The organism is Nocardioides sp. S-1144 (assembly GCF_005954645.2).
Taxonomy (GTDB): Bacteria; Actinomycetota; Actinomycetes; order Propionibacteriales; family Nocardioidaceae; genus Nocardioides; species Nocardioides dongxiaopingii.
On the sequence record NZ_CP040695.2, the window covers coordinates 3714025 to 3725957 of the forward strand.

The window sequence follows — 11933 nt, forward strand, 5'->3', positions numbered from 1 at the left end:
CGACCCCACCCGAAACCGGAGGGCGCCATGCCTCCCCTGCTCCTCCTCCTCCCGCTCCTGCTCGTCGCGCTCCTCGCGCTGCTCGTGCTCCGGCGCCGCCGGTCGGACGACGCGACGGGGACCCCGGGCAGCGCGCGCGACACCGAGGAGGTGCGGTTGCTGCGGCTCCAGGTGGAGACGCTGACCGCCGCCCTGCACGAGGTCAACACCCGCAGCGCCGCGGGGCAGGCGGCCACGACGCCGACCGCTGAGCCGGTTGCACCGGCCGAGCCGGAGAAGTCGGCGGAGTCGTCGGAGTCGTCGGAGTCGTCCGAGTCGGCCGCACCCGAGCCCGCCCTCGCGGACGCGACACCGGACGTGACCGCGGACCAGACGGTGGACGTGGCGCCGGACGCGCTGTCCGGGCCGCTGCTCGGGCCGCTCCCCGACCTGCCGACCCCGCCGCCGGCCGACCGCACCGCCCGGGCCTACGCCGAGCTGTCGCGCTCGCTGGCGCGCACCGGCCGGCTCCGCGAGGCGGTGCTGGCCCAGTGGGCCGCCGACGTCCGGGTGCTGGCCCCCCTGCTCGCCGGCCGCGGCGACGAGCTGTGTGCCGCCCTCGGCCGGATCGACCCCGACGACCCGGCCTCCACCCTCGTGCGGGCCCGGGCCGCGGCCTCCGCGCTGGTGGGGCCGTCGTTCGCGCTGTCGGCGCTGCTCGCCGACGTCGCGCACCTCTCCGGACCCGTCGCGGCCGGCCAGCCCGCCGAGCCGCGCGGCGACGTGTCGGCCGATGTCCTGCCCGACCACGTCGTGCGCGCGCTCGAGAGCGTGCTGGTCGGGTCCGCGGCGCTGGCCGGGGACCACCGTGGCGTCTCCGTGGGCCTGCGCTGCGACCTGCTGGCCCACACCGTGACGGTCGAGCCGCCCACCGACGTCGAGGTGCGGGTGCGCGACATCCTCGAGACGCACGAGCGGGACCGGTTCGACACCGCGCTCGCCGGGCGGGCGTCGTGACCGACGCCGCCCTCGTGCCGCCGGGCCTGGTGATCGCCCTGGCCGGCGTGCTCGGGCTCCTGGTCGGCTCGTTCCTCAACGTCGTCGTGCACCGCGTCCCGGCCGGCCTCTCGGTGGTGAGCCCGCCGTCGGCGTGCCCCGGCTGCTCCCACGAGGTGCGTCACCGCGACAACGTGCCGGTGGTCTCCTGGCTGCTGCTGCGCGGGCGCTGCCGCGACTGCTCCGTGCGCATCCCGGCGCGCTACCCCCTGGTCGAGGCCGGCACGGGCGCCGCCTTCGCCGTCACGGCCTGGCGCTTCGACGACCCGGTCGTCCTGGTCGCCGCGCTCGTCGTCGTCGGCGCCGGCATCGGGCTGGCCCTCATCGACCTGGAGCACCAGCGGCTGCCGTTCGCGATCACCCGCGTCGCGACGATCCTGGTCGTGCTGGTGGTGGTCGCCGGTGCGGCGACCGGCAGCGCGATCGACTGGACCGCCGTCGCCGTCTCGGTCGCGTGCTGGACCGGCCTGTACGCGCTGCTGCACTACGGGTCGGGCGGCCGGGCGATGGGCCTCGGCGACGTCGCCCTCGCGCCCGTCCTCGGCCTGGTCCTCGGCCTCGTCGGCTGGCCGGCCGCCGTCGTCGGGCTCTTCGCGGGCTTCGTGCTCGGTGCCGTGGTGCTGGTGCCGCTGCGCGCGACCGGCCGGATCGGACGCCGCGCCGCCGTCCCGCACGGTCCGTTCATGCTCGCCGGGGCCGCCCTGGGCCTCTTCGTTGGCGTGCCCCTGAGCCAGGCCTACCTGACGACGATCGGCCTCAGCTGAGCCGGGCGGCGCCTGGTGCGCGTCCCACCGACACCTCCCGCCCCAGGCGTCGCGCGTCGTCGTGCGGTCCAGACCTGTGCCACAAGTTGTTGGAAAAACTGGGCAAGGACGCGTGCGGTCCGCCAGACTCACCCTGGCCGCACTCCCCCTGCTCCCCGCACTCCCCCCGTGCGATCGGTGCGCGCCCCCCACAGGAGGTTCGATGCACCCCCCGGTCCTCGTCGTCGGTCATGACGACGTCCGACTGCGTGCGACGCGCGACGCGTTCGCCCGTGGGCGGCTCACCAACCCCGTGGTCGCCCTGGCCGACGCCGTCGAGGCGCGCGCCTACGTCCTGGGTCACGCGCCCTACGAGGACCGCGACCGGCACCTGATGCCGGCCGTGGTGGTCAGCGACCTCCACCTCGCCGGGGGCAGCGGGCTCGACGTCCTGCGCACCGTGCGCAGCCACCTGAGCCTGCGCCGCACGCCGGTGATCCTGGTCGGCGACGAGGGTGGCGACATCGACGAGGACGAGGTCACCGAGGCCCGGCAGCTCGGCGCCGCCGCCGTGCTCGGCCGCCGGGTGGCGGTCGACGCGCTCGTCGGGGTCATCCGCGACACCGGCGCGTCCTGGTCCGTCGGCCACGCCGAGATCGGGGCCTGAGATGCCGCCTCCCGCGACCGCCCTCGGGCTCGACCAGCACGGAGCCACCCTCCCGACGACGACCTCGCTGGTCACCGCGATCGCCGAGCTCCGCGCCGGTCACAGCGACCACCGCCACACCCTCGTCCTGCTCGCCGCCTCGGTGACCAACGCCGCCGAGATCGCCGACGTGCACGGCGCCCAGGCCCTCGAGGTGGTGACCTCGGAGGTCACCCGTCGGGCGATGCAGCACGCCGAGGTCCGGGTCCGGCTCCTGCGCTCCTCACCGCTGGGCGGGTTCCTCGCCGCCGCGGTGGTCCGCCGCGGGACGGGGCGGGCCGAGGTCGAGAACCTCCTCGCCGAGGTCCGCGGCCTCGTCGACCTCGGCGGCGACCAGGTCTGGCCGGTGCTGACCGTGGGCGCGGCCGAGTGCGACGTCGACGACCGGATCTGGTCGGTCATCCGCGACGTGCGCTCCGCCGTCGTCGCCGCCGGCCGCGAGGCGCCCGGCGCGACCCGCTGGCACGGGGGCGTCTCGACCTACAACGTCGCCGACGAGCTGAGCCGGGTCCGCGACCTCGCGGTCGCCCTCACCCAGGACCCCGACCAGCTGCAGCTGCACTACCAGCCCGTCCAGGACCTCCGTGACGGCAGCCTGGTCGGCGCCGAGGCGCTCCTGCGGTGGACCCACCCCCTGCGAGGGGCGATCTCACCGATGCTCGCCGTGGAGGCCGCCGAGCGCACCGGGCTGATCGTCCCGCTCGGTGGATTCGTGCTGGAGCGCGCCCTCGCGCAGACGGCCGTCTGGCTGGACCGGCTGGACCCCGGCTTCCGGATGCACGTCAACGTCTCCCCGATCGAGCTGGGCGAGCCGTCCTACGTCGACCGCGTCGAGGCCGCGCTGGCCCGTGCCGGCGTCCCCGCCGCCAACCTGCTCCTCGAGATCACCGAGACCGCGATGCTCAACGACGAGCCGGCGGTCCACGCCACGCTGCTCGGCCTGCGCGAGCTCGGCGTCGGCCTCGGCGTCGACGACTTCGGCACCGGGTACTCCTCGATCGCCCACCTGCACCGCCTCCCGATCGACACCGTCAAGGTCGACCGGTCGCTGATCTCCGGCACCGGCGACGACGTCCTTGCCTTCCAGCGCACCCGCGCGGTGATCGGGCTGGTCACGACGCTCGGGGTCACGGTCGTGGCGGAGGGCATCGAGTCCGCCCTCGAGTGCGCGCACCTGCAGGCGATGGGCTGCACCGTCGGGCAGGGCTACCACCTGGGACGCCCGGTGCCCGCGGCGGAGTTCCTGCCGGCGACCCACGCCCCGGGCCGCACCGCCTGACGCCTCCGGAGCGCCCGGACGGGCCTCAGGCCTCGTCGTTCTCCTCGTCCTCCAGCCAGCCGCGGAAGGCCTCGAGGTTCCTCGTCGACTCCCCGCGCAGCCGGCGCCACGCCCACTCCTTGCGGATCGACGTCGCGAAGCCGAGCTCGAGCAGGGTGTTGAACGACTCGTCGGCGGTGGCGAGCACCGACCCCAGCAGCCGGTCGAGCCCGTCGGCGGTGACGGTGGCGAGCGGCAGGCGCGCGTCGAGGTAGATGTCGCCGAGCCGGTCGACGGCGAAGGCGACGCCGTAGGTGCGCAGGTTCTTCTGCAGCAGCCACCGGTAGACGTTCTCGTGGTTCTCGTCGGGGGCCCGGCACACGAAGGCGTGCACCCCGAGGGCGTGCGGCCCGAGGTCGAGCCGCACGGGCGTCTGCAGCTTCTTCTCGCCCGGCAGCGCGAACGAGAACACGCCGGCGCCCCGGCCGCCCGGCTCCTCGTGGTCGAGGTCGTTCTCGGCCAGGTAGGCACGCACGACGGCGACCAGCTCCGGGTCGGCGGCCTCCGCGTCCAGCTCGGCGGGGTCGACGTCGGTGCCGGTGGTGGGGTCGCTCACCCCACCGACTCTCGCATGAGGGTGCGGGCCCTGCGGTACACCCCGAGCGTCTGGTCGGCGGTCGCCTCCCACGAGAACTCCTGCGCCTGGGCGAGGGCCCCGACCGCGAGCCGGTCGCGCAGCGCGGGGTCGTCGACGACCCGGCCGAGCGCGGTCGCCCACGCGTCGGCGTCGTGGGAGGGGACGAGCAGCCCGCTGCCGCCGTCGCGGACGACGGTGGTCAGGCCGCCGACGGCCGCGGCCACCACCGGGGTGCCGCAGGCCTGTGCCTCGACGGCCACCAGGCCGAAGGACTCGTTGTGCGAGGGCACCGCGACGAGCGTCGCGGCGGCGTACCACCGGGCGAGCTCGCGCTGGGTCACCGGCGGGACGAACCGGACGACGTCCTCGACGCCCAGCTCGACGGCGAGCGCGGCCAGCGCGGAGGGCCGGTCGAGCCCGCTGCCGGACGGGCCGCCGACGATCGGCACCACCAGGCGCGAGCGGAGACCCGGGTCGCGGGCGAGCAGCACCGCGACGGCGCGCAGCAGGACGTCGGGTGCCTTGAGGGGCTGGATGCGCCCGGCGAACAGCAGGACGACGGCGTCGGCGGCCAGGCCGAGCGCGGCCCGCGCCGGGGCGAGCGGCTCCGGACGGAACAGGTCGAGGTCGACGCCGGGGTGGACGACGTCGACCCGCGACGGGTCGGCGTCGTAGAGGTTGACCAGCTGCTGGGCCTCGAGGGCGGTGTTGGCCACCAGCACGTCGGCGGCCTCGACGACCTGCTCCTCCCCGATGAGCCGGGCGGCGGGCTCGGGGGTGTCACCGGCGGCGAGCGCACCGTTCTTGACCTTCGCCATCGTGTGCATGCTGTGCACCAGCGGCACGCCCCAGCGGTCGCGCGCGAGCGCCCCCACCTGGCCGGAGAGCCAGTAGTGCGAGTGGACGGCGTCGTAGTGGCCGACCGGGTGCGCGGCCTCGGTGCGCAGCACCTCGCGGGCGAAGACGCAGAGCTGCCCGGGCAGCTCGTGCTTGGTGAGGCCCTCGAAGGGGCCGGCGGCGATGTGGCGCACCAGGACGCCGTCCGCGAGCGGGACGACGGGCTCGAGCGTCGAGCTGGTGGCGCGGGTGAAGACGTCGACCTCGACGCCGCGGCGGGCCAGGCGGCGGGCCAGCTCGACGACGTAGACGTTCATGCCGCCGGCGTCGCCGGTGCCGGGCTGGTCGAGCGGGGAGGTGTGCAGGCTGATCATCGCCAGTCGCCTCACGTCCGCCACGAGGGGGTCAACACCCGGGTACGGCCCGGCATTCCCGCGACCGTCGGCCCGGCTCGCCTCCTCGACCACCTAGGCCCCGTCCGGCCCGGACGAGCGGAGCACGGCGATGGCGACCGAGGCGGTGGCCAGTCCGCCGACGACCGCGCCCAGCTGCCGCTCGGAGGCCAGCTCCTGGCCGACCTCGAGCACCGCCCAGCCGAGCGCGACGGCGCCCACGGCGCCCACCAGGGCCAGCAGCGGAGGGCGCGCGACGGCCGCACCGGCGAGGGCGACGGCGACGGCGACCAGGCCCCACCCGACCCAGCCGAAGCGCTGGTCGGCGACGAACAGGTGCGCGACCAGCACGATCCCGCCCAGCAGGGCGGCGCCCCACGTGGCCAGCTCCCGTCCTCGCACGCCTGCTCCCCTCCCCGGCCCTGGCGACTTCCCGACCGGCCAGGGCGTGGATGATCGTGCCATGACCCGTCACGCCGTCGTCACCGGAGCCAGCAGCGGGATCGGCGCCGCGACCGCCCGCTCGCTGGCCGCCACCGGCTTCCACGTCTTCTGCGCCGCCCGGCGCACCGAGCGGGTCACCGCGCTCGCCGCGGAGATCGGCGGCACCGCCGTGACGTGCGACGTCACCGACCCCGCCTCGGTCACCGCCCTCGCCGAGGTGGTCGGCGAGCGGCTCGACGTCCTGGTCAACAACGCCGGGGGCGCGTTCGGCGCCGCGACGGTGGCCGAGTCCGACCCGGACGACTGGCGCCGGATGTACGAGGTGAACGTCATCGGGCTGGTGCAGGTGACCCGCGCGCTCCTGCCCGCCCTGCTCGCCGCCGACGACGGCGCCGGGATCATCTGCAACGTCGGCTCGACCGCGGGCCGGATCGCCTACGAGGGCGGGGGCGGCTACACCGTCGCCAAGCACGGCACCCAGGTCGTGACCGAGACGCTGCGCCTCGAGCTGTGGGACCAGCCGGTGCGGGTCACCGAGGTCGCCCCGGGCATGGTGCGCACCGACGAGTTCGCCCTGACCCGGTTCGACGGCGACGCGGAGAAGGCGGCGGCGGTCTACGCGGGCGTCGCCGAGCCCCTCGTCGCCGAGGACGTCGCCGACGCGATCACCTGGATGGTCACCCGCCCGCGCCACGTGAACATCGACGAGCTCGTCCTGCGCCCGCGGGCCCAGGCCTCCCAGTTCAAGGTCCACAGGGCACACTGACCCCCGTGCAGACCATCGGACTGATCGGCGGCATGAGCTGGGAGTCCAGCGCCGTGTACTACCAGATGCTGAACACCGGCGTCCAGCAGCGCCGCGGCGGGCTCTCCTCGGCGCGCACGGTGCTGGCCTCGGTCGACTTCGCCGAGGTCACCGCCCTGCAGGAGCAGGAGCGCTGGGACGACGTCGCGTCGATCCTGGTGGCGGCGGCCCGCTCGGTCGAGGCGGCCGGCGCCGACTTCCTGGTCCTGTGCACCACGACGTTCCACATGGTCGCCGACCAGGTCGCGGCGGCCGTCTCCGTCCCGGTGCTGCACCTGGCCGACGTCGTCGCCGAGGCCTGCGTGGCCCGCGGCCTGGACGCCGTCGGCTTCGTCGGCACCACGTTCGCGATGTCGCGCGACTTCTTCGTCGAGCGGATGGCCTCGCACGGGCTGACGGTCCACGTGCCCGACCCCGCTCAGCACGCCGAGGTCAACCGGATCATCTACGAGGAGCTCGTGCACGGCCGGGTGCTCGACAGCTCACGACGCACAGTCGTCGCGCTCGTCGACCAGCTCTGGGACGCCGGCGCCGGCGGCCTCGTGCTCGGCTGCACCGAGCTCGAGCTGCTCGTGAAGCAGGCCGACGCCGAGCTGCCGCTGTTCCCGTGCACCACGCTGCACGTCAACGCCGCGCTCGACCGCGCCCTGGCCTGACCCGCCGGAGCACGACCGGACCACGAAAGGGCTACGCCGCAGTCCGACCCAGCAGCCGGGCCATCCGGACGGCGTCCCGGCGGCTGGTCCCGCCGGTGTCGCGCTGGATCCAGGACCGCTCGATGCGACGGCCCCGGAGGACGTAGACCTCGAGGTTGCGGGCGACGCTCGAGCGGAGGTACCGCGTCGCGGTCCGGAACGCCAGCCGGCGCTCGCCGAGGGCCGGCACGGCGACGGGGGTCAGCGTCCTGGTCGTGTCGAGCGCGGAGGCGGTGCCCTCGCAGCGGGTCGCGTAGTCGACCAGGGCCTGGAAGCCGGCGCGGGCGCGGCGCGGCGAGCCGAACTCGTAGACGACGAACGTCGGGTCCTGGCGGCCCTCGAAGTACGGCACGTCGCCGTCGGCGTCGAGGTAGGCGGCGCGCCGGACCGACCGGGCCGGGAAGCCGTCGGTCAGCCCGACACAGGTCTCGTCGTACAGGTCGAGGGACCCGCCGACGTCGAGGGCCCGGCTGCCGCCGGCGAGGAACGGGAAGATCCGCGCCACCTGGCCGGTGGTGGGGAGGTCGGCGCCGCTCACCCCCTGCCCCGTGGCCGGCGCGACGGCGGCGCGCGCGGCGCCGGGGGCGCCGAGCAGGGTGGCGAGCAGAGCGGCGACGACCGCCCCGACGAGGGCCAGCACGAAGGGTCGCAGGACACGGACGGGGCGGGCACGCCCGGGGGTGGTGGTGGTCATGTCCGGTGAGACGCACGGGCCGGCGAAAGGTTGTCTCCCGCCGCCGATGCGGGCCAGCGCGGCCCCCCTCACTAGACTCGGCACGGCGCACTCGCGCCCGGCGACGTCGGCCGACGTCCCCCTTACTCCTGAGAACAGACCGAGGCTTTCGCATGTCCGACCGGACCACCACTCGCTCCGACCTGCGCAACGTCGCCATCGTGGCGCACGTCGACCACGGCAAGACCACCCTCGTCGACGCCATGCTGCGCCAGGCCGGCGCGTTCACCGCCCACCAGGCCGAGTCGGTCGCCGAGCGGGTCATGGACTCCGGCGACCTCGAGCGCGAGAAGGGCATCACGATCCTCGCGAAGAACACCGCGGTGCACTACGAGGGCCCCGCCGGTGGCGGGATGCCGATGGTCATCAACATCATCGACACCCCCGGCCACGCCGACTTCGGCGGCGAGGTCGAGCGCGGCCTGTCCATGGTCGACGGCATCGTCCTGCTCGTCGACGCCTCCGAGGGCCCGCTCCCCCAGACCCGCTTCGTGCTGCGCAAGGCCCTCAACGCCGACATGCCGGTGATCCTGGTCGTCAACAAGACCGACCGCGGAGACGCGCGCATCGCCGAGGTCGTCGACGAGACCTACGAGCTCTTCATGGACCTCCTCGACGAGAGCCACAGCCAGGACGCGCTCGACTTCCCGGTGGTCTACGCCTCGGGCCGCGCCGGCATCGCCAGCCTCACCGCCCCCGAGGACGGCACGATGCCCGAGGGCAGCGACCTCGAGCCGCTCTTCAAGACCATCCTCGAGACGATCCCCGCCCCGACCTACACCGAGGGCGCGCCGCTCCAGGCCCACGTCACCAACCTCGACGCCTCGCCGTTCCTCGGCCGGCTCGCGCTCGTCCGCATCCACGAGGGCCACCTGCGCAAGGGTCAGCAGGTCGCCTGGATGCGCCGCGACGGCGAGGTCAAGAACGTCAAGATCACCGAGCTCCTCGTCACCGAGGGCCTCGAGCGCAAGCCCGGCGAGTCCGCCGGCCCCGGCGACATCGTCGCCATCGCCGGCATCCCGGAGATCACCATCGGCGAGACCCTCGCCGACCCGGAGAACCCGGTCGCGCTCCCGCTCATCCACGTCGACGAGCCGGCCATCTCGATGACGATCGGCACCAACACCTCCCCGCTGGTCGGCCGCACCAAGGGCGGCAAGGTCACCGCCCGCCTCGTCAAGGACCGCCTCGACGTCGAGCTCGTCGGCAACGTGTCGCTGCGGGTCCTGCCGACCGAGCGACCCGACGCCTGGGAGGTCCAGGGCCGCGGCGAGCTGGCGCTGGCCATCCTGGTCGAGCAGATGCGCCGCGAGGGCTTCGAGCTCACCGTCGGCAAGCCGCAGGTGGTCACCAAGGAGGTCGACGGCAAGGTCCACGAGCCGTACGAGCGCCTGACCATCGACGCGCCCGAGGAGTACCTCGGCACGATCACCGAGCTGCTCGCGAGCCGCAAGGGCCGCATGGAGCAGATGACCAACCACGGCACCGGCTGGGTCCGCATGGAGTTCATGGTCCCCGCCCGCGGCCTGATCGGGTTCCGCACCGAGTTCCTCACCGACACCCGCGGCACCGGCATCGCGCACGGCATCTCCGAGGGCTACGAGCCGTGGGCCGGGGAGATCCGCTCGCGCACCAACGGCTCGCTGGTCGCCGACCGCAAGGGCGCGGCGACGGCCTACGCCATGACGAACCTGCAGGAGCGGGGCACGATGTTCGTCGAGCCCACCACCGAGGTCTACGAGGGCATGATCGTCGGCGAGAACTCCCGCGCCGACGACATGGACGTCAACATCACCAAGGAGAAGCAGCAGACCAACATCCGGTCCGCCACCTCCGACAACTTCGAGAAGCTCATCCCGCCGCGCAAGCTCTCGCTCGAGCAGTGCCTCGAGTTCTGCCGCGACGACGAGTGCGTCGAGGTCACGCCCGACATGGTGCGCATCCGCAAGGTCGTCCTCGACCAGAACGAGCGCGCCAAGACCGCCTCGCGCGTGCGCAAGGGCGGGCGCTGACCCACCTCCCGGTCTCCGGGTCCACGCCGTAGGTTCGGTGCATGGACCCGGAGATCTCGCACGCCCGCCAGCACACGCTGGGCGACCTGCCCCGGCGCAGCGCCGCCCGCTTCCCCGACAAGACCGCCATCGTCGACGGGTCGACCCGCCTGAGCTTCGCCGAGCTCGACGCGACCGTCGACCGGGTCGCCGCCGCGATCGCCGACGCCGGTCTGGCCAAGGGTGACCGGCTGGCGCTGCTGAGCCACAACTGCTGGCAGTTCGCGGTGCTCGACTTCGCCGCGGCACGGGTCGGCGTCGTCCTGGTGCCGATCAACTTCATGCTCGGCGGCGACGAGATCGCCTACATCCTCGACCACAGCGGTGCCTCGGCGTTCGTCGTCGAGGACGGGCTCCTCGACGTCGCGGGCCGGGCGCTCACCGCGCTCGGTCGGCCCGTCCCGGTCCGCGCCGTCGTCCGGGTCGCCGGCGGCCCGGTGCCCGAGGGCTGGGTCGACGTCCAGGACTGGGTCGAGCGCGACGGCGTCCCGCCGCACGTGCCGGTGGCCGACGACGATCCGGTGCGGATGATGTTCACCTCCGGCACCGAGTCCCGCCCCAAGGGCGCCCTGCTGAGCAGCCGGGCCCTGATGTGGCAGTACGTCTCGTGCGTGGTCGACGGGTCGATGAGCGCCGACGACGTCGAGCTGCACACGCTGCCGCTCTACCACTGCGCCCAGCTCGACTGCTTCCTCGGCGTCGACGTCTACCTCGGCGCGACCTCGGTGATCCTCCCCGGGCCCGACCCGGCCGCCGTGCTGGCCGCCATCGCCGAGCACCGGGTCACCAAGTACTTCGCGCCGCCCACGGTGTGGATCGGCCTGCTGCGCTCCCCCGACTTCGACACCGCCGACCTGTCCTCGCTGCGCAAGGGCTACTACGGCGCCTCCCCGATGCCGGTGGAGGTGCTCAAGGAGATGCGCGAGCGCCTCCCCGACGTCGACCTGTGGAACTTCTACGGCCAGACCGAGATGTCGCCACTGGCCACCATCCTCGGCCCCGACGAGCAGCTCACCCACGCCGGCTCCGCCGGCCGGGCCGCCCTCAACGTCGAGACCCGGATCGTCGCGGCCGACGGCTCCTCGGTCGACCCGCTCGCCCCGCACGAGGTCGGCGAGATCGTGCACCGCTCCCCGCACGCGACGCTCGGCTACCACGAGGACCCCGCCCGGACGGCCGAGGCGTTCCAGCACGGCTGGTTCCACTCCGGCGACCTCGGCTACCTCGACGACGACGGCCGGCTCTACGTGGTCGACCGCAAGAAGGACATGATCAAGACCGGCGGCGAGAACGTCGCGAGCCGCGAGGTCGAGGAGGCGATCTACACGATGCCCGGCGTCGCCGAGGTCGCCGTCTTCGGCGTCAGCCACCCGCGCTGGGTGGAGGCGGTGACGGCGGTCGTCGTCGCCAAGGACGGCGCCGACCTCACCCCCGACTCCGTGCTGGCCCACGCCCGGTCGGTGCTGGCCGGCTACAAGGCCCCGAAGTACGTCGTCGTGGCCGACGCGCTGCCGAAGAATCCCAGCGGGAAGATCCTCAAGCGCCAGCTCCGCGACGAGCACGCCACCATCGCCACCGGCTGAACGGCGCCCCGGGA

12 protein-coding genes are annotated in these 11933 nt (G+C 74.2%); 8 read left to right on the plus strand and 4 right to left on the minus strand.

The genetic code is table 11. The annotated features are described in order from the left end of the window. Positions 1-27 precede the first annotated feature (27 nt). The 4 genes from FE634_RS17510 (at position 28) to FE634_RS17525 (ending at position 3763) form a co-directional block, all read left to right on the plus strand. A complete protein-coding gene (locus tag FE634_RS17510; RefSeq protein ID WP_148240815.1) occupies positions 28-996 on the plus strand; it encodes a hypothetical protein in 969 nt (322 codons plus the stop codon). Further along, entirely contained in the window at positions 993-1799 is an 807-nt protein-coding gene (locus FE634_RS17515) for a prepilin peptidase (protein ID WP_246060655.1), read from the plus strand. The genes FE634_RS17510 and FE634_RS17515 overlap by 4 nt, the downstream gene beginning before the upstream one ends. 202 nt (positions 1800-2001) lie before the next feature. Further along, positions 2002-2445, plus strand: a complete 444-nt coding sequence (locus tag FE634_RS17520; protein ID WP_137293670.1) for a response regulator — start codon at positions 2002-2004, stop codon at positions 2443-2445. 1 nt (position 2446) lies between these two features. Beyond that, positions 2447-3763, plus strand: a complete 1317-nt coding sequence (locus FE634_RS17525; protein WP_137293671.1) for an EAL domain-containing protein — start codon at positions 2447-2449, stop codon at positions 3761-3763. Between the two features lie 25 nt (positions 3764-3788). Here the strand turns inward: FE634_RS17525 and FE634_RS17530 are convergent, their stop codons facing one another. The 3 genes from FE634_RS17530 to FE634_RS17540 all read right to left on the minus strand — a co-directional run bounded on the left by FE634_RS17530 (position 3789) and on the right by FE634_RS17540 (position 6010). After that, positions 3789-4358, minus strand: coding sequence for a YbjN domain-containing protein (locus tag FE634_RS17530; protein ID WP_458351846.1), 570 nt, complete (start codon positions 4356-4358; stop codon positions 3789-3791). Continuing rightward, positions 4355-5590, minus strand: a complete 1236-nt coding sequence (mshA, locus tag FE634_RS17535) for a D-inositol-3-phosphate glycosyltransferase (RefSeq protein WP_137293672.1) — start codon at positions 5588-5590, stop codon at positions 4355-4357. The genes FE634_RS17530 and mshA overlap by 4 nt, the downstream gene beginning before the upstream one ends. Positions 5591-5683: 93 nt before the next feature. Further along, entirely contained in the window at positions 5684-6010 is a 327-nt protein-coding gene (locus FE634_RS17540) for a hypothetical protein (protein ID WP_137293673.1), read from the minus strand. A gap of 61 nt (positions 6011-6071) precedes the next feature. Here FE634_RS17540 and FE634_RS17545 point away from each other — a divergent pair, with 61 nt between their 5' ends. Both FE634_RS17545 and FE634_RS17550 read left to right on the plus strand, forming a co-directional pair. Next, the gene (locus tag FE634_RS17545; protein ID WP_148240816.1) at positions 6072-6818 is read left to right on the plus strand and encodes an SDR family oxidoreductase; all 747 of its coding nucleotides are present in this window, start codon (positions 6072-6074) and stop codon (positions 6816-6818) included. Positions 6819-6823: 5 nt separating this feature from the next. Beyond that, positions 6824-7513, plus strand: coding sequence for an aspartate/glutamate racemase family protein (locus FE634_RS17550; RefSeq protein ID WP_137293675.1), 690 nt, complete (start codon positions 6824-6826; stop codon positions 7511-7513). A 31-nt stretch (positions 7514-7544) separates the two neighbouring features. On the opposite strand, the gene FE634_RS17555 is transcribed toward FE634_RS17550, so the two are convergent. Beyond that, the gene (locus FE634_RS17555) at positions 7545-8246 is read right to left on the minus strand and encodes a hypothetical protein (RefSeq protein ID WP_138876625.1); all 702 of its coding nucleotides are present in this window, start codon (positions 8244-8246) and stop codon (positions 7545-7547) included. Positions 8247-8398: 152 nt separating this feature from the next. Here FE634_RS17555 and typA point away from each other — a divergent pair, with 152 nt between their 5' ends. Together typA and FE634_RS17565 are read left to right on the plus strand one after the other, a co-directional pair. Next, on the plus strand, positions 8399-10297 hold the full coding sequence (typA, locus tag FE634_RS17560; protein WP_137293677.1) for a translational GTPase TypA: 1899 nt from the start codon (positions 8399-8401) through the stop codon (positions 10295-10297). A gap of 41 nt (positions 10298-10338) precedes the next feature. After that, on the plus strand, positions 10339-11919 hold the full coding sequence (locus tag FE634_RS17565) for a fatty acyl-CoA synthetase (protein ID WP_138876626.1): 1581 nt from the start codon (positions 10339-10341) through the stop codon (positions 11917-11919). The last annotated feature ends 14 nt before the right edge of the window (positions 11920-11933 follow it).

Coding starts and splice junctions, on each gene's coding strand:
- FE634_RS17510 (WP_148240815.1), top strand. CDS start 28: ATGCCTCCCCTGCTCCTCCTCCTCCCGCTCCTGCTCGTCGCGCTCCTC.
- FE634_RS17520 (WP_137293670.1), top strand. CDS start 2,002: ATGCACCCCCCGGTCCTCGTCGTCGGTCATGACGACGTCCGACTGCGT.
- FE634_RS17525 (WP_137293671.1), top strand. CDS start 2,447: ATGCCGCCTCCCGCGACCGCCCTCGGGCTCGACCAGCACGGAGCCACC.
- mshA (WP_137293672.1), bottom strand. CDS start 5,590: ATGATCAGCCTGCACACCTCCCCGCTCGACCAGCCCGGCACCGGCGAC.
- FE634_RS17545 (WP_148240816.1), top strand. CDS start 6,072: ATGACCCGTCACGCCGTCGTCACCGGAGCCAGCAGCGGGATCGGCGCC.
- FE634_RS17555 (WP_138876625.1), bottom strand. CDS start 8,246: ATGACCACCACCACCCCCGGGCGTGCCCGCCCCGTCCGTGTCCTGCGA.
- typA (WP_137293677.1), top strand. CDS start 8,399: ATGTCCGACCGGACCACCACTCGCTCCGACCTGCGCAACGTCGCCATC.
- FE634_RS17565 (WP_138876626.1), top strand. CDS start 10,339: ATGGACCCGGAGATCTCGCACGCCCGCCAGCACACGCTGGGCGACCTG.